Origin of the sequence: Peribacillus sp. B-H-3, assembly GCF_048572925.1 — a bacterium.
In the GTDB taxonomy this organism is placed as follows: domain Bacteria; phylum Bacillota; class Bacilli; order Bacillales; family DSM-1321; genus Peribacillus.
This window is the reverse complement of record NZ_CP183879.1, coordinates 1,474,367-1,495,917: the sequence shown is the minus strand read 5'-3', so window position 1 is coordinate 1,495,917 and position 21,551 is coordinate 1,474,367. Positions and strand designations below refer to the sequence as shown.

Genomic DNA, 21,551 nt, shown 5'->3' with positions numbered 1-21,551 from the left:
TAAGCCGTTTCCATCCCAGCTATCCCCTAAAAAATTGGCGGAGACGGAATTTGGTATTTCACTTTAAGCCTGATAGACTTTCACCTGTAAGCAGCTTAAATAATCTTTGAGATTTATTCTTATCTAATTGAACATATTTGCTTTCACTGTCTATTACAAGTTCTACTTTATCCTTGTTTGGACTAATCCATAGTTCATAAATCAACGTGATTGATTGAAATTTTTCATTTTTGCCTGCAAAGCAAAATTTATATTCCGCCGGATGGACCATACTTACTTTTGCATTTACCCACCGGATGTTATCAAGTATATCTTTAACTATTTCAACTGAGGCTTTATCTGTGATTTCTCTTAACTGTTCATATTCATCGTTCTTGCCTGAACGATTTTGTACTATAATCTTATCTCCTTCATTTTTGACTTCATTTGAACCTTCTTTTGAACAGCTTGCCATAAGAATTGAAAGTATCACTATAAACCCTTTTTATCAATTGGCTCTGTTATGTTTGCTGTTGGCCCTTAAGACTCAGCGGGCGTTCGCCGAGCCCGCTCGTCACAAAGCGTCTTCTTCCCCAATCAGCAATGTACCTTAACAAACCCCATCAATTAGACGCCACTAATTTTGGTAAGTTTCACCATTATTTAAGTTTAATTTATGACTCAAAAGCGACAAGGTTTTTTGCTCTTAGATTGTTGTTTTTAATGAGTTCTGTAAGGCGATCACATTGTTCAAGCTGGCTGATTGGAGCGTAAGGTGCGAGAATCCTGCGGGATTAGCGGGACAGGTGAGATCCCGCAAGCGCAGCTGAGGAGGCTCACCGCCCGACCCGCGGAAAGCGAGCATCCTGGAGCGGAAATCAGCCACCTTGTTCCATAGCAGCAAAGTTTACGAAAACAGCCTTTAAACAACTAAAAAAGCAAAAAACCGTAAACTGCTGGTCTTTTGCTTTTTTATCGCCATTCAATTTCCTTTAAAATTCAAGTTAAATTCCCTTATTGGCCAATATCTCATATCAACCTTTCCGACCACCTGCTTATATGAAATGTAGCCAAAGTGGCGGCTGTCCATGCTTTCTAGCCGATTATCCCCCATTACAAAAAGCTTTCCTTTCGGGACGGTATTGGTATCCGTCACATCCTTCAGCGTGAAATCGCCAGTCAGCAGCTGGCCTGGAAAAGGATGTTTGAACCTTTGAAGATATGGCTCCGCATACCGTACACCCTTTATATACAGCTGATCATTTTTATAACCAATAGTGTCTCCAGGAAGGCCTATTACCCTTTTAACATAATCTTCTTTGCTGTTTGCATGAAAAACAATCACGTCAAACCGCTGAATATCCTTCATTTGGTATCCAATTTTATTCACAACAAGCTTATTTCCATCCTGAAGGGTAGGCTGCATAGACTTGCCATCCACTTCATAGCTTGAAAAGAAAAATGCACGAATAAGGAGAAAGAGCACAAAGCCAATGATGCCTGCTTTAAACCAATCAAACAAAGGGCCTTTTCTTTTTTTTTCCATCCTTATGCCTCCATTAGCCGATAGCCTGTTTCTAAGATATATTAACCATTCTCCCTCTTCATGCTCTTATTTAACCTGCCTTCAATTAATTTTCCTGCGTACCATAGAATAAAAATAACCAAAAATACAATGACTGTCCTGACAGGCTTATGTATCAGCGATTTCAAATCATAACCAACAAAGCTTATCGTAAAGATCATCACCATTTTCCCGCCCAGAACAGCGAGAATATACTGCATCGGCTTTACTCTGGATAATCCTGCCACAATGTTCACAACCGCAGATGGAGTGAACGGGAAGCAAAGCAGCAAAAACAATGGCCCAAATCCATGCCTGTCCACCCAGTTCATTAATTTTTGCACTTGTTTATGTTTGTGAAGAAACTTTAAAGCTTTTCTTTGACCATATTTTCTGAATATCCAAAATACTAGCAGCGCCCCCGTAATGGCACCAATCCAGGAAAACAAAAAACCAAACCATAATCCAAATGCGCTGGCATTGGCAAAGACAAATACAAAAAGAGGCAAAAACGGCAAGAAAGCCTCAAGCATCGGCAGCAGTATTCCTGGAATCGGGCCGAATGATTTATATTTCTGCATTAATTCCAAAATATAATCTAAGGTAAACCATTCCCGAATTATGTCAAAGTCCATAGTTATCTCCTTAAGTACACAGGCTATTCCATTCATTTTCAGAGAAGGTATAGTCCAGAGTCAATTGTATAACTTAGATATATCACTTCTCCTTCAAAATGCAAGAATTATATGTAAATGGTCTATTTTTTTCTTTCCCTAACTTTCTGTTCCCTAAGCATGATAAGATGCCTTATTTCCTGAAATGACATAAATCCGCCAAAAATGCGCCTGTTTAGAAAAGGGTAATACATTTAACAGACAGTCCTTCTTCAAGGGGGCCATCATAGTAGCAGCGGGATGAATTTCCTGCCCGGGGAGGCTTGCATCCATGCTGTTTATTGATTAATATAAATACAGGAACATGTGTTCTAAAACGAGTTTTCATCATACATATAATTGTACGGGAGCTGCTTCTTATTTCATGGGTTTGTTAATACGATTATGGTGAATATTTAAAACTTATTGATCTCACCAGATCGTTGTATAAAGCAGTTCAAGTCCAGAAAGCTGAAAACATAACGAACGGATTATTTATAATTTGCGGCTTTTTTTATTTTTCAACCAATTAAGTTGCTGATTTCTGAACTTCGCTGACTGAAGCGGAGGATTTCACCAAAGGGGTAGCACAACAAAAAAGACACCGCAGACACAGGCTAATAAACAAAGCCTATTTCATAAACGGTGCATAGACAATCAAGAAGGGAGTTGAAGCTCCGTGACCCGTATACCCGAAAAAGAAAGAAATATTATCGAGCAGGCTATTTATCTTCCAATGGTCATCACGATATTAAACCGCGATTTAAAAATCATTGATGAAAGTCCCTTAAAGTTAAAAAAGCCTTACATGGAACTCGTAGAAGAAGCACTGAAAATGGCACAAAAGGATTTAATGGAAGTGCGAAAGTACCTGCGCAGGGAAAATATTAAAGTCAGTGAGCTGAAGAGAGATCTGGATTTTACGATGTATTGCTTTCTTTACCGCGGCTATGAAGAGCATCATAATTATTTCAACCCAAGGCTCCGCAACCGGGTAGAAGAGTTACTGGCATTTTATCTTGTTAAACGGCTGATGGAAGATGCCAAAAAATAACGACCGGCAATGAAATGATGAAGGCTTCATTTTGCTCTGCTGTTTGATTGTTTATCCTTTTACTTGTGGATGCCATAAATTCCTTTGCAGGAGGTGCAGTACCAGCTGGCGTGCCGGGATACCTATGGTGGTAAAAGTATGGAAGAGTTTCTTATGAATCATTTTGAGGGAAAGGAACAATCAAAACCTTGCGGGAGTGAGTTAATGAGGAACTAAAATTATTGTTCCCGGATAAAATACCTGACAGCTCCAATAAATACAGACGCAAAAAAGGAAAAAATGCTCTCAGTCTTTTAAAGGAAGCATGCTGTTATTCCGTCTATGAATATTCTAAGCTTCCTTTTTTGTTACCTTTTCCGGCTTCCTGGAGTATATGCAGACGAAAATTCCGAGGCCTCTGAATTTCCTGAACCTGTAAATAGATAGTAGGACTTTCTTTCGCTTTCTTCTATCCGCTGGGTCAATTTGGCCTTTAGCTGGGCGGTTCTAAGAACTTGATTCCCAAAAGAGCTGCTGGATACAGGCACTTCTATATTCTGTTTGCTTCTAAAAACAACTTTCGTATGGGTGGAATCTTGGCGGTTATATCTTGAAACATGTGAATGCGACAGCCAAATGCACTTCGGGCGCATCGGAGAAGTGGTCGGGAAGAAAAAAACAGAGCTTGTCGGATCGATGGCAATCGGTGCTTTATGGGTAATGCCAATCAGCTCTTTGGTTCCGTCTTTTCTGCCTTCATAGCTGCTGCCAAAATACTCGCAGCTTTTTTTAATAATATCGATAGGTTTAAATGGAGAAATAAACTCATCTTCCACTTCTATTATATGCGAGTAGATTTTGCTTCCATAATTAATGGGCATGATCAGTAAGGTGAATGGAGATATCTCATATTCTTCTATATGGCTCGGCTTGAAATCTGTCATAAAACGCTTCCTTCCTATTATCTTTTCTCTCATCATACCATAAATCCCCTACTTTTCTCCTAAAATTAACAAAATATTGTAATTTTTTTGGATATTTTGTCATATTTTTAATGAATATATGTTAAATTTTCTGAATTATCCAACAAGTTATTTTATATAATAAAGAAAAGAATGTCAGGAGTGGTTATCTTGAAAAATAATAAATCCTATTCCGACCTCGTTAAAGACTGTTACATGAAAAAACAAAAACGAGAATCCTCCCTTCAGGAAATGTTTATTGACATGATTATTCATGAAGCGCTCCTTAACAGTAAAAAAGACGATTTAGAACGCAAACTAGATGACGCACTGGATAAAAAGGACAAGATACTGTTCATGAAGCTAAGCAGCGAAATGAAAAAACTTCTTTTGTCGTTCGGCACTTAAGCCGCAAATGCACATATCTGTATCATGCGGCAGCTATTCCGGAGTCCTCTGACATTATAATAAAGGCCTCTCCATTCAAGTATGGAGAGGCCTTTATTGTAGTTATGACCGATGAAATGATCCCATCACTTCTGTGGTTTCAGTAATATTAACGAATGCATTCCCATCAACATCATTAATCATTGTCTTCACATCGGTTAATTGATATCTTGTAATAACAACCATGAGAATCTTCTGTCCCTCTCCGGTATATGCTCCCTCTCCATCAATTACAGTAATGCCCCGATAAAGATTGGAAAGCAGCTTGCCTTTCATTTCTTCGCCCTTTTTGGTAACAATCATTAAAGTAAGCTTGATATGATTGGAGTGTATCGTATCAATGACCTTTCCTGTCGCAAAGATTGCAACCATTGTATTCAAAGCAGCGTCCCAATTAAATACAAATCCGGAGGCAATGACAACAATACCGTTCATGGCAGAAATGAGAGCGCCCAATGGGAAATCTCTTTTTTTCGTCAAAAGCATCGCCACAATATCAAATCCGCCTGAGGATCCTGAAGCCCGAAAAATCAAGCCAATTCCAATACCTGTAATAACCCCTCCGAATAAAGAAGACAAAATAGGTTCATGTGATATGGCATGCACCGGAATCAAATATAAGCTGACAGACAAAACGACTACAGAAAGAATGGTAAAGAAAATAAACTGTTTACCTAATTTAAACCATCCTAAAATCAGGAGCGGCAGATTTAGCAGGAAATTTAGAATTCCAGTATTAAAAGGAGTAAGGATCCCAAGCATAATGGCAATTCCGCTTAATCCGCTGCTTAAAATCTGATGCGGGATAAGAAATAAATTATAGGCAACTCCAACGATGACCGAACCCAAAATAATGTTGAATATCTTATACATAACTGATCCCCTTGCATACGAATTAAGAATTTACTTTATTATAGTAAAGAAACCATAAATATAAAATATAAAAGTATTTTCTGAATATAATATATTAATCTGCCGCCCCCTCCTGAATTGAACGCGGCTCCTTCATATGTATTATGAGGATTATGCATACAAAATAGCCATCCTGATTCCAGATCGGGATGGCTTTTGCTGCTTATTTTTTATATTGCGATGCAGTAGTGATGCGGTCTAGCATGGCTGGATGCGTATATCGGAACCACTTAACCAATAGGGGCGGATTCACCTCGCTCAGTCCTGCACGGGTGAGCTCCTGAAAGGTTTTTACGGCGGAATTTTTATCATGTGTCATTTTCATTGCATATTGATCTGCACGGGTTTCCTGATAACGGGAAGCATAGTTTGTAAGCGGGCTCGAGGCGAACAGAAGCACACCTGCAAGCAGCAAAAATAGCGGCAGGGAACGCAGGCTGCTGACATCCGATAGCTGAAGCAGCTTCCCTCGCTTTCTCACCATGAAATCCATAAGCTTTGCTATTAGCCAAAGACCTGCAAATGTAAGAACAAGATAGCCTGCAATTCCGTAGTAAATATGCTTTTCTACATAATGCCCCATTTCATGTGCCATGATGAACATTATTTCTTTGTCATTAAGCTTTTTGAGTGTGGTGTCCCAAAGTACAATCCGGGAATTAGAGCCAATTCCTGTGACATATGCATTAAGGGAGTTTGTCTTTTTGGCCATATTCACTTCGTACACATGATCTGTAGGAATATGTGCCTTTTGGGCCATCGCAAGAATTTTTGTTTCCAGGTTTTTATCCTTCAGCGGATAAAAATCATTATAAAGCGGATCAATGATCACAGGCTGAACAAACATCATGAATAGTGAAAAGGGAATGGATAACAGCCATGCATACAGCCACCATTTTTTTGCGCTTTTCTTCATCAGCCAATAAATAACACCTGCAAGGATGAACATAGTGCCGAAACTGACCCAAAAATCAATGATGTTATCCTTCATCCATGAAGAAAAGGATTGGGTACTGATATTATACCTTTTACTATAGGCATAGCTTACATAATCAAACGGAAAGGAGACAGCAAACGAAAGAAGCGAAAGCCAGAATAGATAGACCGCTGTCTGTAAAGCTTTCCATTTTGAAGAAGAAATTGCCCATCTCTCGAACACCCGGGATAAACCAGAGATTAAAACCAGGAAATAAAACAGCCATTCATAAGGCGTTGAAAGGAAGAAAATAAAATTCCTGATCTTTGAATATTGTTCACTTAAAAGCAATTCCCTTCCATTCAAAAACGTCGCAGGATCTGCAGCGGTCCCCTTCAAGCCGGAAGGAATGGCGCCAGATCCTCCGTAAAAAAGGTACCAGTACATAAAAGCTGCAGAGATTAGATACACACCTACAGCTGCAGCTGCCCATTTTCTTGCCATTGCTTTTCCTCCTTATAAGACAAACCCTCTCTACATAGTTTAGGTGCGGCAAGGAAAATTAGAACAAAAAGTCTGAATGCTCCTCACAAGTTTACAAACAGCGCTTTTTTTAGGGCTGCTAAATACAATCAAAAGCCTTGCCTTCAAGTATTATGCTTTTCAATTCTATTTTCACCCCTCCGGCTTTGCTGATTGCAGCGGAAACTTAACAATGCCTAAAATATCATCGAATATACACTTAAAGCGGCAATGGCCCCAACGATGACCACGATGACATTGGTTCCATACCATGCAAGGATAAAGGCAGCTGCTGCACCGGTCAGGCCATATTTAAGATCATGGCTGATCAATAATACGCCCGGAAAAATCAAGGCGCCAAGAGTGGCAAAAGGAATATTTTTCAATACTCCCTGAAGAAAGGGAGGAAGCTCTTTTCCTTTAAATAAGACGAAAGGCAAAAATCTCGGGATGTATGTAACTGCCCCCATTGCAATGATCATATAAATCATTTTACTATGCATCGGCTTCTTCCCCTTTGTTTCTCAAGGTACCAAGCAGCTGGATGATAACGGAAGAAAGAAGTGTAGCAAGTACAATCGACCAGCCTGCGCTTAATCCAGAAAGTGTAAATACACTGTTAAAGGCAGCAGCGGTCACAGCCAGGAATACAGTCTTTTTGGATCCTTTCATTGAAGGTGTGAGCAGACCTATAAACATTGCATATAAAGCCACTGACATACTTTCCTGCAGCATATCAGGCAGGCTTGCGCCAAATACATGCCCAAGTCCGGAAAACAGCACCCAGCTAACATACGCAGTCATATTCAGCCCAAACATAAACCCTGCTGTAACCTTGCCATGCATCATGGCTGCAACAGAAAAAGTTTCATCTGTTAAGCCAAAAGCATAAATCGCCCTTTTTACAATGCCATCCTCGCTGCTGCTTTTCTCATTAATAGATGCTGCCAGCAAAAAATGCCGGATATTCACTATGAAGGTAGTCAGTATAATTTCTATTGCGCCGGTTCCTATTGCCAGCAGGTTTAGCGCAATATACTGAGAAGCACCGGCAAACACGATTAAGCTCATTAAAATTGTTTCTTCCATGGAAAGCCCTGTGGTTTTAGCCAGTAGTCCATATGTCAGGGCTATTGGGGCGTAGCCTATTGCAATGCCTGTCCCTGCCTTCATACCCTGGCGGAAAGAAGAAGGCCCTCCCTGCAATAATGCTTCTCCCATCTTCCTCTCCCCTTTTTATCATTAATTATTTTATATATAGGCATACATTTTAGCTGCCAGCCAGTACATTTTTTTCAATTCAGGGAAGAAAAATATTTTTTGAATGCGCCGGAAACCGTGTGATAGTACTCCCTGCCATGCGGAACAAAGCTGCTTTTTATAGCATGTCCATCGACTTTAACTTCTTCACCCTGCTGATTAATGTAATATCCATTAACAGGTATTTCTTTTTCATTTTCTAAAAACATTTTATAAAAATCAGCTGAAGCCACTCTGAACATTCCTGACACTTCTTCTTTTTGAAAATGATAGGAGATATCAAGGTCAGTTATATCATATAGGTAAACATGGCTGAATTCGTTATCATTAAAACCCTGCTTTTGGAGCTGATCCTTAATTATGCCTATTGAAACAAGATCAGAAAAGGAAATAGGTATCCCGAGCTCTTCCCTGATCTCCCTGACTCCGTCCTGAACGCTTTCCTCAGAGGTCAGATGGCCGGCAGCCGTGATATCAAGAAGATCCGGAAAATCCTTTTTTCCAGAACTCCTTTGTTGAAAATATATGTATTCTTTATCTCCTTTTTTGCTGATGAACCAGCAATGGAAGGTTTCGTGCCAATAACCATTTTTATGAACATCGCTTCTTGAAGCTTTACCGGTGTGCCGGCCTCTTTCATCAAAAATTTTCAGCTGTTCTGATTCCATTGTCTCACCCTCCCAATTACAAGAACATTTCGTCTTTTAACTATAACATGAAAAAAAACTGTCAGCCTGATGAAAATCAGGATGGCAGCTTTTTTCTTTCTTCATCAATCATTTCATCAAGGCGGGATAGGCTTTTTTTTGCCCGTTCAAAATCAATTTTCCTGTAATGATGCTTGCCTCCTTCTTCTTCATCCTTTTCATCAGCCCATTTAACGATTTGCTGTAAAGGAGTCCGGACAATATCATTTGATGGCAGAAAGGAGTCGGTGTGAAATAAAATGGCAAGGGAAATCGTTTTGGCAGCAATTGGGTTTTCTCCAAGCCTGATCAGCAATTTATGTGCCCGTTCTGCTCCTTTAATTGGATGTATATCATTTTTCTTGTATAAATCATAATCCCATTTTCCGTTTCTGTACCAAGTAAAATGGCCTATATCATGCAGCAGCCCTGCTTTTGCAGCCAGATCTACATCGACATTCTGCTCCTTGGCTAAATGAAAGGCATGATAAGAAACAGCTATGGCATGTGCCAGGCCGGACCGGTTTAAATATTTTTGAGCTATATGATGCTGAAAAATCTCTAGCAGTGTTACATCTCTCATTTTTGATTCTCTCCTTTTGGAGTTTTTCTTATTTTACAGGTATCATTCCAAAAAGAGCAAGTACCTCATCAAGATAGAGAGGCAGGAAGGGCTTAAAACTGCACCATCCGCTTGTGTTAAGCTCTATTGACATGATAAAAGGCTGCTCCAAAACGGCCTGAAAGCAGAAATCAGTCATACCGTATCAGGAACAGCCTTTTTTCACTTCCCTCTAAAAATGGGTTTTTTCTTTTCAAAGAATGATTGAATCCCTTCTTCTAAATCTTGAGATGAGGCAGTCTTCGAGAAGCATTCTTTCTCCAGTTCCAAACCAGCTTGCAGATCTGTCCTCATTCCTTTTTTCACTGCATATTTAGCCTGATATAATGCGATGGGTGCATTTTCTAATATCAGTTCCGCTGTATTCATGACCTCTTTATGCAGCTCATGATTTGATACGACCTTGGATAATATACCGAAATGGTAGGCTTCCAAAGAAGTGAAACGCTTTGCGGTTAAAATTAATTCCAATGCTTTTGCTTCTCCAATCAGTCTCGGCAGCCGCTGAGTCCCGCCAGCTCCAGGAATCAGGCCAAGCTTAGCCTGTGGAAGCCCCATTAGCGTCTGATCGGCTGATATCCGAAGATCACAGGCAAGGGCAAGCTCAAACCCTGCTCCGAAGGCAAATCCGTTAATTGCCGCAATTGTGGGCTGAGGCAGCATTTCGATTTTATTAAAAATATCATTGAGCCTTCCAGTGAAATGAATGAGCCCTTCAGCCGAATGAATAGATGGGTCATTCAGATCTTCTCCCGCACAAAATGCTCTATTTCCCGTACCGGTAAAAATAGCCAGCTTAACTTGATCATTATTGGATATATCAGCTATAACTGCTTGCAATCTCTCTGCTGTTGCAGTATCAATCGTATTTAAGGCAGACTCCCGATTGAGAGTAACAATTGCTATCCCTGCCTGGACTTCATATAAAATAGATGGCATTCAAATTCACTTCCTTTTGTTTCAATAGTTCCATACTCCCCTATTCCCGCTTATTCTTGAAGTTAAGCAGGAATTTTGCCTTAATTGCGTTCTGCCAGCTAAAGCGCCGCAACACGGGACTTCCTTCAGCGAAGAGCTCTTCCACATGCTGATGTTTAAGCGGAACCAGCGGAAATCTTTTTTGCCAATCCCACTCACCAGGTCAGATAGATCACGTTATCACAGTAAAAAAGCCAGGATCAAGGAGAACCTCCTTTTTCCTGGCTTTTAATTATCGCTGCAACACTTCACTTTTCAATGATCTTCTTAGAATTTTTCCTGTCGTGTTTTTAGGCAGTTCTTCTAAAAACTCGATAGTGCCGGGAACTTTATACTTTGCGAGATGTTCCTTGCAATATTCCCTTAACTCTTTCTCGGTAAGCGCTTTATTTTTAGCGACTACAAAGCATTTGACAGCTTCTCCCTGTTCCGGGTCAGGCACTCCTATAGCTGCCGCCTCCACGACTTCAGGATGTTCATATAATACTTCCTCCACCTCACGCGGATAAACATTATACCCTCCGACAATAATCATTTCTTTCTTCCGGTCCACAATAAAGAAGTAGCCCTCTTCATCCATCCTTGCTAAATCCCCTGTATACAGCCACCCATCCTTCAATGCTGCAGCTGTTTCTTCAGGAGCCTTATAATATCCCTTCATGACGTTCGGGCCTCTCACAATCAATTCGCCAACCTGGCCGACAGGAACTTCCTCTCCCAGCTCATCCACAATTCTATTCTCCACATTAAGGATGCTGGTTCCGATTGATCCTGGCTTCCTCGGACGGTCCAGCGGATTGAAGCATGTTACAGGTGAAGCTTCTGATAATCCGTAGCCTTCTGATACAGTAACATTAAACTTCTGCTCGAAGGATTTTAAGAGTGCGACAGGCATGGAGGATCCTCCAGCAATGCAAAGTCTAAAGGAATTCAGATCTTTTGCGCTTCCTTCCGGATATTGCAATAGGAAATTGTACATAGTTGGCACACCGGCAAAAAGGGTTGCTTCATATTTTTTTGCAATCCTGAAGATCTCCCTTGGACTAAATTTAGGAACGATGAGCAAGGTGCCTCCGTTCATGAGCGGAGCGTTCAATACCACTGTTAAGCAAAACACATGAAACATTGGCAATGTTGTTATTACCCTGTCGTTTTCTGATATTTTTAGATAATCCCCCGTATCCTTGGCATTTGAATAAAGATTGCGGTGAGTAAGCATGGCGCCTTTTGGCTTTCCTGTTGTGCCGGAAGTATATAAAATGATAGCTGTTTCATCCGGATCTGCAGCTTCTCGGCGATATTCTTCATTTCCTGCTTGAATCATTTTTGAAAACGTTTTCAATTTAGGGTAAATAGTTAAGCCTGAGAGATCGTTCTGTTCTGCGGACTGCTGGGTATCACAGATAATCATATGCTCCACTGAAGGCAAATGAGGACTCATCTTTTCAAGCAGCGGAACAAGAGCATCCAAAGCAATAACCGCCTTCACATCTCCATTGCTGATAATGTATCCAATTTCATCCGGCGTATAAATAGGATTAATTGGAATAACTGCTGCTCCAGCCCTTAAAGAACCGTACATGCCGATAATAAAATGCGGCGAGTTTCCAAGAAGCAGCGCTACATGGTCACCCTTTCCAATCCCCAGTTTGTTCAATCCATCTGCAAATTTGGTTACAGCTGTATCCAGTTCTTCATAGGATGTTGCCTGATCCATAAAATAATAGGCTGTTTTGCTTCCTTTATCGAGTGCTGTTTGATGAAGTCTTTCTGATAAATTCATTCCCGTTTCCCTCCCCCATAAGCAATGAATGAATAACCATTCATTTTTTAAATAAAAAAATAATTTCAAATATATTATATTAAAAGAAAATAATCCTATCAACTATAATTCTCTTACTTCAAGCAATATTTTCCACAAAGATTCCCGATATACTTCGCCCCTGCCAATTAAAGCAAGGGCAAAAATATTTTTAATAAATTAAATTGATCAGATCTTCTTTTGAAATATTGCCGAAATAATGGCTGACTTGTATATCATCCAACGCACTTTCAATTGCCGCCTTTTCATAGCGGATGCCCTTCAGCCTTTCTTCCAAATCATGTACATCCCCGACGCCAAAAAAATCTCCATAAATTTTGCATTCCTCAATGATTCCTTTGTTAACTTCAAGCCTGACATCAATAAATCCTGCCGGAAAGCGATGTGAATGCTGCAAATTAAACTTCGGAGATTTACCGTAATTCCATTCCCAATTTTGATACCTGCTTTTTGAGAGCTCATGGATATTTTTCCAATCTTCTTCAGTAAGCACATATTCAGGAATTTCTTCGGCGTCTTCAAAAATGTATCGTAAAAGCAGAGACCGGAACTCTTCTATTGCAATGGGGTTTTCCATTAAATCGGCAATGTTGGTTACACGGCTTCTAATCGACTTAATTCCCTTGGATTCAATTTTATCCTTTTTCACCTTTAAGGCCGAAACAACATGGTTCATATCAGAGTTATACAGAAGAGTTCCATGGCTGAACATTCTTCCCTTGATAGAAAACTGTGCATTTCCGGAAATTTTTTTCCCTTCAGCCAGAATATCGTTTCTGCCGCTCAATTCTGCATGTATGCCGAGTTTGCCTAGTGCCTTTATTACCGGCTCGGTGAATTTCAGGAAATTATGAAAGCTTTCTCCATCATCTTTTGTAATGAAGCTGAAATTCAGGTTTTCGAGATCATGATAAACTGCTCCGCCCCCTGATAACCGGCGGACTACTTTAATCCCGTTCTTCTCTACATAGTCAGTATTAATTTCTTCAATGGTATTCTGGTTTTTCCCAATAATTATGGATGGCTCATTAATATAAAAAAGCAAATAAGTTTCATTTATATCGAGGTTTTTAAGAGCATATTCTTCAATTGCCAAATTAATTTGCGGATCTGTAATTCCCTTATTATCAATAAAAAGCATCCTATTCCTCCTGCACAATCAAAAGCGGGACATCAGTGTCCGCTCGGTCATTTTTGTAAATTAGGGCTACAGCTGATATTCCAGCCCGCTCCTTGCGATGGCGATTTCCCCGCCAAATTTCTCGGCAGCCTCTTTCTTAAGCTGGTTCAGTTCTCCGAAATGGGGCAAGTGGGTAAGCAGCAGCAGCTGCACGTTTGCTTTTTCTGCCACGGTGCCAGCTTCGCGTGCCGTCATATGCCCTGCCTGTGTGCCATCCATATCTCCATAAAAATTGCTTTCACACAGCAATACGTTCGCATCCTTGGCAAATTCGCCAAGCTCCTCCATGTATGAACTGTCGCCTGTATAAACAATTGCTTGTCCACCAGCTTCGACTCTCATCGCAAAACAGGGAACAGGATGCTTTGTTTCCATGAAGGTAAAAGTCAATGGCCCAATTGTCAATGGTACGTCAGCTGAATAGGAAATCCCTTTCGTAACGTCTTTAAACGTGAGTTTCTTAAATTCTGATGAATCCAAATCATGGCCATAAATGGGCAGCGTCTTTTTTTCGCTTCCCAAAATCTGCTGAATAAAAACAGCATGCTGCAGGACACCTATATCTGCAACATGGTCTGGATGATAATGGGTCAGTACGACTGCATCAAGTTCCTCGGGTTTCAAATGGTTTTGCAGCTGTGCGAGCACACCGCTTCCGCAGTCAAGCAAAATCCGGAAGTCCCCATATTCAAGCAAGTACCCTGAAGAAGCCTCATTTTTAGCAGGATATCCTCCCCAATAGCCAATAACAGTAATTTTCAAGAACTTTCCTCCCCTTTATGCACGAATCATGATTTCTGCTACATTATAGCATCCTTTTCAACTTTTCACTTTTTTAGAGAATTAAACAGTAGAGATTCTGCCCAGAAATCTCCTCTTCATTCTTTCACGGAACATAGCGGGGGATTTTTTTCCGTTGGTCCTTCATGCACAAAGCTTTAAAAATCACATTCCATTATTTTAGAAGATAAAAAATTAAACCTGCCACTAATACAAAAAAGCAGAGATTTAGTACTGATGTAAAAATCCAGTCTATGAAATTTCCTTTACCCCGCTTCTTAAAGGCTGCCTTTCTTGCTTTTCTCCCCACTGCTTTCCCGCCTTTTCCTTATTTTTCTAAATGATAGCATTATTTTACCATGTAAACACAAAAAGCAGTTAACAGAAAATGATTTATCATAGCTATACAACGCAGAACATGAGACAAAACGGTGCAGACATATGGTCTCACAAAAAAACAAAAAACCACCCCGGGGAAGGATGGTTCATATGCAGGCATTATCACGCATTGACTTTACTCAGCGCTTTTTAGTTTTTTCATGATTACTGACCCCAAAGCATCGATGAATGCAGGATTGTCATTAGGCATTTCCGGCCTGTAATAGGCTGCACCTACTTCTTCAGTTACAATTTTGCATTCGTAGTCATTATCATAAAGGACTTCCAGATGCTCAGCAACAAAGCCCACCGGCATGTAAATGAATGCCTTGTATCCTTTTTCATGATAAAGATCTCTTGTCAGATCCTGCACATCAGGTCCAAGCCAAGGCTCAGGTGTTTGTCCGGCACTTTGCCATCCGATGCTATAGTTGTTTATTCGAGCCGCTTTTGTAATCAGTTCAGCCGACTCCTTAAGCTGATCAGGATACGGATCGCCAAGCTGGACAATTTTTTCCGGAAGGCTATGCGCAGAAACGATGAGCATATAATGATCCCGTTCTTCAGGAGACATATTTTCTAAAGTATTTTTCAGCTGATTTGACCAATACTGAATGAACTTGGGCTCATCATACCAGCTTTCTACAGATATAATGCTCGGACCGCCAATTTTGCTGCTTTCCTCCATTGCCCGTCCATTATAGGATTTAACACTGAATGTAGAAAAATGAGGGGCAAGTACAATACTGATGCATTCAGTAATCCCGTCTTCATGCATTTTCTGCACCGCATCTTCTATAAATGGCTCAATGTGCTTTAAACCCAAATATGAAATGAATTCTAATTCGTCTTGGATACTATTTAAATGCTCTTGTAGAGCAAGAGCTTGTGCCTCTGTTATTTTCGCAAGAGGTGACAGGCCGCCGATGGCTTTATATCTGCTCCTAAGATCTTCGATAAGCTCTTCAGAAGGTCTTCTTCCACGGCGGATATGAGTATAATATCTCTCAATATCTTCTTCTTTATAGGGGGTGCCATAGGCCATTACCAGCAGCCCCATTTTCTTTCGAGTCATATGTCTCACACCTTATCTATAATTTTTACATTTTCCCTCACAGGCCCAAAACGCGTCCTGATGCCAAAACCCTATTTGCTTTGCGGACTTTACAGCCCCTTCGCATTTTAATTTCAAGAATGTTTTGCTGAATATTCATGTATCAGGCTGGTCAATTTTTTTAAGATTTCCGGATTTACCTCGGGGAATACACCGTGTCCAAGATTAAAGATATATCCTGGCTGCTCCATCCCCTGATCAAGGATTTTTTTTGTTCTTTCTTCGATCACTTCCCATGAAGATAGAAGAATCGATGGATCAAGGTTCCCCTGAACCGCTTTATGTATCCCCATGCTTCTGGCCTCTGAAATTGGCATCCTCCAGTCAAGCCCCACAACATCAAGCGGGAGATCATTCCATTCCAGGGCCAGGTGGCTTGCACCTACTCCAAACATAATGAGCGGTACATTTTCTTCTTTTAAAGAAGAAAAAATCCTGTCCATCACCGGCTTGATAAACATCCGGTAATCTTCCACATTCAATGCCCCAACCCATGAATCAAAAATTTGAATCGCTTTTGCGCCCGCTTTAATCTGTGCTTTCACATAGACGATGATCGTATCAGCCAGCTTGTCCATTAATGCGAACCAGGCTTTTGGTTCAGTATACATCAATGCTTTGGTTTTATTGTAATTTCTGGAGGGGCCTCCTTCGACCATATAAGAAGCAATAGTAAAAGGAGCACCGGAAAATCCTATTAAAGGAACCGATAATTGCTCTGTAGTAAGCAATTTGATTGTGTCCAGAATATAAGGGATGTCATCTTCAGGAGACAGCTCCCCGAGCTGTTCTACATCGCTGAGCGAGCGGATCGGGTTAGAGATAACCGGCCCTATTCCTGATTTAATATCCACATCCACACCTATTGCAGGAAGCGGAGTCATGATGTCCTTATATAAAATGGCCGCATCCACCCCATATTGTTCAACAGGCAGCCTGGTTACATAGGCACTAAGCTCAGGCTGGTGCGTAATTTCAAACAGCGAATATTTTTCCTTGATTTTCCGGTATTCCGGCTGAGACCTTCCAGCCTGGCGCATATACCAGACTGGCACGTGGTCCGTTTTTTCTCCTCTTGCTGCTCTTAAAAGTGTATCGTTAAATTCATTTAGCATTCATATCCACCTTTCAGCCTAAGACAACCTTATATATACTTCTTTCCCTAGAATAGCAGACAAAGTGCTATTTTCAAATGCTATCCATTCCAAAATAACGTTTCTTGGGAGCTATTCCGCATTTTACTCTAAATTGCTTTCAATTATTTTTACTGCTTGCGACCCACATAAATATATCCTTTTTGATTTTTGAAGTATAGATTTTACACTCAATTGTCAAAAAAATGACGATTTTCGGCCAATAGTTTACTATACTGGGATTTGTGGTAACAATACATCTATACCTATACTGTAAAATGGGGTGGAAAATTTGAATGTTTATATGACAACAGGTACATACGATTTTTTAAAAGGTAAAAAAGACAAATATCAAGAGGAAGAAATCATCCTCATGCAAAATGCGGAAAACACTCTTTTGTATCATGAAACAAATGGAAAAAGCGTCTTCAGCTCACCAAGGAAGTTTGAGGCCATCGAATCAAAGGGCACTATAGGGGGCAAAGGTTATGCGGTCATGAATAATATCCCTGTGTCTGGCGAAGGGCGGCCTGTTTTTGAGTATAAATTCAAAAATCGGGCAGGGATGATAGAAAATGAACCTGGATTTCAGGCCATCCGTATTTTACGCCCTATCCAATCAGATACATATGTCATCCTGACGGTATGGGACGACTCCATGTCTTTCAATAATTGGAAGAATTCGAATTCATTTTCTGAGGCTCATCAAAAGGAGCAGCCTGGGAAAAAAACAGATGCATCGCAAACCATTTTCTCCGGCCCTTCATATGTCACACAATATACGATTACACCAGATACGGAATAATTTTTTTCGGGGATTAAGCCTGCACTTTTCTTATGCTTAAAGGTTCTAAGTCAAAGTATTTTATGCATAAGTTAGGATATGTGTAATCACTGTGCTATACTAAGTTAAACCTTTTAACTAAATCATCGTTACTTTACTTGTACCAGTTACCCGCTCTTACACAGAGCGGGTTTTTTTATTTGGCTGTTTTCGTAAACTTTGCTGCTTATGGAACAAAGCGGCTGATTTCCGCTCCAGGATGCTCGCCTTCCGCGGGCGGGCAAGCCTCCCCGGCTGCGCCTGCGGGAAGTCTCGCACCTTACGCTACAATCCTGACTTAACAATGGAATCGCCTCACAGAACATTTAAAAGAACAACACGCTTTAAGAAAAGAGCCTTTTATTTTGCCTTCCGGCTGCTTTTTACATGAAGTAATTGCTTGTATAAGAAAAAAAAACAGGCCCTTTAAAAGGACCTGTTTTTTGGTTGCAAATTATTACGCTTTTTGAACGTTTGCAGCTTGAGCTCCACGAGCACCTTGCTCAACGTCAAAAGTAACTTTTTGACCTTCGTCTAATGATTTGAAACCTTCACTTTGGATAGCAGAGAAATGTACGAATACGTCGTCTCCACCTTCGCGTTCGATAAAGCCAAAACCTTTTTCTGCATTAAACCACTTAACTGTACCTTGTTCCATAATTGTTGCCTCCTAGTGCGCTAAACACACAATGTTTTACTATCCTTGCCCAAAGTGATCATCAAGACGAAAAGTCAAATACTTATACTATCCTTTACACCGAACAAAAATAATTCTACTTTATTGTATCAGTTACTGGCTGTGAAAGCAAATGAAAAAATGACTTCGGAAAATTTTTATTAAAATCGTTTTAAGTTTTGCACTTAAATATCCTGAGAAAATAATCACCCCAAATATGTAATGCCGTTTAGCCCTACATGCTTATTACCATTCAAGGCTGTTTAATTAGGCCATTTCGATTTGCATAAACGGCGGCTTGTGTCCGGTCCCCGACTTGCAGCTTTCCAAGAATGCTGCTGACATGCGTTTTAACCGTTTTGATTCCAATGAATAGCTCCTCTGAAATTTGCTGATTGGTCATTCCTTCCCCAATACAAAGCAAAACATCTCTTTCTCTTTCAGTCAGCACATCATGGAGTTTCGCTTCTTTATTGCGAAGGCGCTTTACCATTACATCTGTGACCCTTGGCTCTATCACAGCCTCGCCTTTCGCCGCTTTTCTGACCGCACTTGCCACCTCAAAAGCCGGTGATGTCTTCAGCAAATAACTGAATGCTCCTGCTTCCAGGGCAGGAAAAACCTCTTTTTCATCAAAATAACTTGTAAGGATTACGATTCTGCAAGCTGAACCTGTTTCCATTATTTCCTTAGTTGCTTCAATCCCTGTACCATTTTCCATTAATAAATCCATCAAAATGACATCCGGTTTATGCTTCGCAGCGAGGTTAATAGCATCTCTTCCGCTGATTCCTTCGCCAACTACTTCAATGTCCGGTTCAGTTTCCAGGAAAGATATTATTCCCTTTCTCACTAATTCATGGTCATCTACTACTGCAAGTCTGATTCTTGTCATTTTATACCCTCCCTATCGACGGCACCTTAATATCTATGTATGTTCCTTCCCTGTGTTTTGAACGAATTTGAAAGACACCGCCAATTTCCTTGCACCGTTCTTCCATGGACTTAATCCCGTAAGACACCATTTTCACATCCTGGGGATCAAATCCCTTTCCGTTATCACTGATGTAGAGATAAATGAAGGCCCCTTCTTCTCTTAATTCCACTTTAACTTTACTGGCTTCTGCATGTCTCATTACATTAGAAACAGCTTCTTGGACAATCCGGAATAAATGCTCTTCAGCAGATTTTGTGATTCCGGCCACTTCATCTATACTCGCTTGAAATTGAAGCGAGGTTTTGGTTTTAAGTTCTTTCAATAATTTTATGATGCCATCACATAATGAATCTTCCTGAAGCTGGACTGGGCGGAGATGAAGGAGAAGTGCCCTCATTTCCCCAAGTGCCTTTACAGAAATTCCCGATATTTGTTCAAGCTGGATTTTAGCCGCCTGCGGAGAGTGTTCAAGTGTTTTGCAGGCTGCTGCCGACATCATATTCAAGGCAAAAAGCTGCTGGCTGACCGCATCATGTAAATCTCTGGCTATTCTTTGACGTTCTTCCATGACAGCTGCGCTGTGTGCCTGCTGTGCAAGAAGGGACTTTTCATCGGCAAGCTTTTGCAGGGACTGAACCTGATTTTGAATATGATCGGAAAGCAGGTTGATTTCATAAATAATTCTGCTAATTTCATCATTCGCCTCATTTGTTATTTTTCCCGGAAATCTGCCGCTGCGCAGATTTCCTATAAATGCTGAAATCATGGAAAGCTTCCCTTTCAGTTCATAAGCATTTTTGATTGCAAAGTATGCCGCGAATAGGAAGAGAATCACGCAATTGCCTCCCGAGATCCATAATGCTGCCACAATCGAAAAACCGGGATGATCAGCAAAAACGAGATACGCCTGCAGCATGATAAAAAAAAGAAGTGAACAAAAGCATGCATACACAAAATAACTTTTAAGAAAAAATAATTTGACGCCTTTCATTCAGGCACCAAATTTCTATACCTTATCAATGCGGACATCTCCAATCACAAGGGATATTTGTATATCAACCTTTTTAGTTGCTGCATCATAATCGGGAGATTCAAACGAAACCACAGGCCCTGCAGCATGGCTGGATGAAAGGGAAAAAACCTTTACATCCCCAATATTCACTTTTGCTTTGACTCTGATAGGTATGTTTTGGGGAACAATGATTTCCACATCTCCGATCCACCCGCTAAGCTCAATCGTCGTTTCTCTATCTGAAATAAAGGCTTTGCTTAAGTCTATATGGTAATCACCTATCATTTTGTACATTTTCATAGGCTCAAGAGCCCAGTTAGAATGGCTATATTCAAAGCTTCCTATCGAAAACCCTCTTGTTTTAGGAATTTGCTTTACCTTTCCGAGTCCGTCATCACCCTTTTTAGAGTGCTCATTTTTAATCTCTACGCGAATTCTTTTATTCAGAAAAAGCATACGTAAAGCAGCAAAAATAATGATTGCAGGCCATAGTTCCCCTGCATCATATAAATGAAAAGAGCAGAAGCCCAGCCGGTCCCCGACCAGCAGGCATGATAAAAGCAGCATAAAAAAACCGGCAAACATGGACGATCCAAATGGCATCTTCAAGCTTTTCAGAAAAATAAGTATTCCGATAATCAGCAAAAGGTAGGGATAATATGCGACAATAATCTGCTTTATTTCCCAAGAAATGACCCCGATATTTATTAGCAGCAGCACCGTTCCCGCTGCGAACAGTACCAGTGCAGTCAAACTATGTGTAAGCGAGTTTTTTTTCATAAATGTTTCAGACCCTTTCTCTTCTCCTTAATTCGTCATAATCCCCAAATTTTCCTTTTTTGCCGTTAACACACCGGATCCCACCGTTTGAATGTATCATGCCTTTTCATTAGTTAATACTTGCTTAAGCTTTATTGCTTCTCCGCCTTAAGGCTGAATTTTTCACTTTTAAAAAGTAATTTGTTAATGTTCCATGCTGATTGAGGATGTGACCAGTGAGGGTTCTAAGGCACATAATGAGCTCTTTAAGCTGAACCAATAGGCAAAATTAACAGGTTTAAAAAGAAGGGTTACTTTATGATGAAATATATCTCCCTTTACCTTTCACCAAAGGCAATGCCCATCATAATGTGTAGGAAAGCAAATACATTTCTGCCATTCG

The 21,551-nt window shown here is 40.4% G+C and carries 23 protein-coding genes; 3 read left to right on the top strand and 20 right to left on the bottom strand.

Annotated features, from left to right (window positions below; translation table 11 throughout):
- Positions 1–58 precede the first annotated feature (58 nt).
- From ACN6MY_RS07370 to ACN6MY_RS07360, 3 genes are all read right to left on the bottom strand, one after another.
- Positions 59–472 (bottom strand): hypothetical protein, encoded by a 414-nt coding sequence (locus tag ACN6MY_RS07370; RefSeq protein WP_419883386.1) that lies wholly within the window; start codon positions 470–472, stop codon positions 59–61.
- Positions 473–961: 489 nt separating this feature from the next.
- Complete coding sequence (gene lepB / locus ACN6MY_RS07365; RefSeq protein ID WP_419883385.1) at positions 962–1,525, bottom strand: signal peptidase I; 564 nt, start codon at positions 1,523–1,525, stop codon at positions 962–964.
- Positions 1,526–1,566: 41 nt separating this feature from the next.
- On the bottom strand, positions 1,567–2,178 hold the full coding sequence (locus ACN6MY_RS07360; protein ID WP_419883384.1) for a TVP38/TMEM64 family protein: 612 nt from the start codon (positions 2,176–2,178) through the stop codon (positions 1,567–1,569).
- 697 nt (positions 2,179–2,875) lie between these two features.
- On the opposite strand from ACN6MY_RS07360, the gene ACN6MY_RS07355 reads away from it, so the two are divergent.
- The gene (locus tag ACN6MY_RS07355; RefSeq protein WP_419883383.1) at positions 2,876–3,250 is read left to right on the top strand and encodes a hypothetical protein; all 375 of its coding nucleotides are present in this window, start codon (positions 2,876–2,878) and stop codon (positions 3,248–3,250) included.
- A 347-nt stretch (positions 3,251–3,597) separates the two neighbouring features.
- Here the strand turns inward: ACN6MY_RS07355 and ACN6MY_RS07350 are convergent, their stop codons facing one another.
- Entirely contained in the window at positions 3,598–4,209 is a 612-nt protein-coding gene (locus tag ACN6MY_RS07350; protein WP_419883382.1) for a competence protein ComK, read from the bottom strand.
- Between the two features lie 153 nt (positions 4,210–4,362).
- Here ACN6MY_RS07350 and ACN6MY_RS07345 point away from each other — a divergent pair, with 153 nt between their 5' ends.
- Positions 4,363–4,599: an IDEAL domain-containing protein gene (locus ACN6MY_RS07345; protein WP_419883381.1), complete on the top strand. Its 237-nt coding sequence runs from the start codon at positions 4,363–4,365 to the stop codon at positions 4,597–4,599.
- A 102-nt stretch (positions 4,600–4,701) separates the two neighbouring features.
- On the opposite strand, the gene ACN6MY_RS07340 is transcribed toward ACN6MY_RS07345, so the two are convergent.
- The 12 genes from ACN6MY_RS07340 to hemE form a co-directional block, all read right to left on the bottom strand.
- Positions 4,702–5,511, bottom strand: coding sequence for a YitT family protein (locus tag ACN6MY_RS07340; RefSeq protein WP_419883380.1), 810 nt, complete (start codon positions 5,509–5,511; stop codon positions 4,702–4,704).
- A gap of 202 nt (positions 5,512–5,713) precedes the next feature.
- A complete protein-coding gene (locus tag ACN6MY_RS07335; RefSeq protein ID WP_419883379.1) occupies positions 5,714–6,970 on the bottom strand; it encodes a M48 family metallopeptidase in 1,257 nt (418 codons plus the stop codon).
- Positions 6,971–7,185: 215 nt separating this feature from the next.
- The gene (locus ACN6MY_RS07330; protein WP_419883378.1) at positions 7,186–7,491 is read right to left on the bottom strand and encodes an AzlD domain-containing protein; all 306 of its coding nucleotides are present in this window, start codon (positions 7,489–7,491) and stop codon (positions 7,186–7,188) included.
- Positions 7,484–8,209 carry an AzlC family ABC transporter permease gene (locus ACN6MY_RS07325; protein ID WP_419883377.1) on the bottom strand — a complete coding sequence of 242 codons (726 nt, stop codon included), beginning with the start codon at positions 8,207–8,209 and terminating at the stop codon, positions 7,484–7,486. Before ACN6MY_RS07325 ends, ACN6MY_RS07330 begins: the two co-directional genes overlap by 8 nt.
- A gap of 74 nt (positions 8,210–8,283) precedes the next feature.
- Complete coding sequence (locus tag ACN6MY_RS07320; protein ID WP_419883376.1) at positions 8,284–8,916, bottom strand: NUDIX hydrolase; 633 nt, start codon at positions 8,914–8,916, stop codon at positions 8,284–8,286.
- Positions 8,917–8,992: 76 nt separating this feature from the next.
- Positions 8,993–9,517, bottom strand: a complete 525-nt coding sequence (locus ACN6MY_RS07315) for an HD domain-containing protein (protein WP_419883375.1) — start codon at positions 9,515–9,517, stop codon at positions 8,993–8,995.
- Positions 9,518–9,718: 201 nt separating this feature from the next.
- Positions 9,719–10,495: an enoyl-CoA hydratase-related protein gene (locus ACN6MY_RS07310; RefSeq protein WP_419883374.1), complete on the bottom strand. Its 777-nt coding sequence runs from the start codon at positions 10,493–10,495 to the stop codon at positions 9,719–9,721.
- Positions 10,496–10,766: 271 nt separating this feature from the next.
- Positions 10,767–12,317, bottom strand: a complete 1,551-nt coding sequence (locus tag ACN6MY_RS07305; RefSeq protein WP_419883373.1) for a fatty acid--CoA ligase family protein — start codon at positions 12,315–12,317, stop codon at positions 10,767–10,769.
- Positions 12,318–12,507: 190 nt separating this feature from the next.
- Complete coding sequence (locus tag ACN6MY_RS07300) at positions 12,508–13,497, bottom strand: lipoate--protein ligase (protein ID WP_419883372.1); 990 nt, start codon at positions 13,495–13,497, stop codon at positions 12,508–12,510.
- A 66-nt stretch (positions 13,498–13,563) separates the two neighbouring features.
- Positions 13,564–14,298, bottom strand: coding sequence for an MBL fold metallo-hydrolase (locus ACN6MY_RS07295; RefSeq protein WP_419883371.1), 735 nt, complete (start codon positions 14,296–14,298; stop codon positions 13,564–13,566).
- Positions 14,299–14,830: 532 nt separating this feature from the next.
- Positions 14,831–15,769, bottom strand: a complete 939-nt coding sequence (gene hemH / locus ACN6MY_RS07290) for a ferrochelatase (RefSeq protein ID WP_419883370.1) — start codon at positions 15,767–15,769, stop codon at positions 14,831–14,833.
- A 113-nt stretch (positions 15,770–15,882) separates the two neighbouring features.
- Positions 15,883–16,923: a uroporphyrinogen decarboxylase gene (gene hemE, locus ACN6MY_RS07285; RefSeq protein ID WP_419883369.1), complete on the bottom strand. Its 1,041-nt coding sequence runs from the start codon at positions 16,921–16,923 to the stop codon at positions 15,883–15,885.
- Between the two features lie 310 nt (positions 16,924–17,233).
- On the opposite strand from hemE, the gene ACN6MY_RS07280 reads away from it, so the two are divergent.
- Positions 17,234–17,746 carry an antibiotic biosynthesis monooxygenase family protein gene (locus tag ACN6MY_RS07280; protein WP_419883368.1) on the top strand — a complete coding sequence of 171 codons (513 nt, stop codon included), beginning with the start codon at positions 17,234–17,236 and terminating at the stop codon, positions 17,744–17,746.
- 475 nt (positions 17,747–18,221) lie between these two features.
- Here the strand turns inward: ACN6MY_RS07280 and cspC are convergent, their stop codons facing one another.
- From cspC to liaF, 4 genes are all read right to left on the bottom strand, one after another.
- Positions 18,222–18,422, bottom strand: a complete 201-nt coding sequence (cspC, locus tag ACN6MY_RS07275; RefSeq protein ID WP_044394619.1) for a cold shock protein CspC — start codon at positions 18,420–18,422, stop codon at positions 18,222–18,224.
- Positions 18,423–18,693: 271 nt separating this feature from the next.
- Positions 18,694–19,335, bottom strand: a complete 642-nt coding sequence (locus ACN6MY_RS07270) for a response regulator (RefSeq protein ID WP_419883367.1) — start codon at positions 19,333–19,335, stop codon at positions 18,694–18,696.
- Position 19,336: 1 nt separating this feature from the next.
- Complete coding sequence (locus ACN6MY_RS07265; RefSeq protein ID WP_419883366.1) at positions 19,337–20,212, bottom strand: sensor histidine kinase; 876 nt, start codon at positions 20,210–20,212, stop codon at positions 19,337–19,339.
- Positions 20,213–20,383: 171 nt separating this feature from the next.
- The gene (gene liaF / locus ACN6MY_RS07260) at positions 20,384–21,169 is read right to left on the bottom strand and encodes a cell wall-active antibiotics response protein LiaF (protein ID WP_419883365.1); all 786 of its coding nucleotides are present in this window, start codon (positions 21,167–21,169) and stop codon (positions 20,384–20,386) included.
- Positions 21,170–21,551 lie beyond the last annotated feature (382 nt).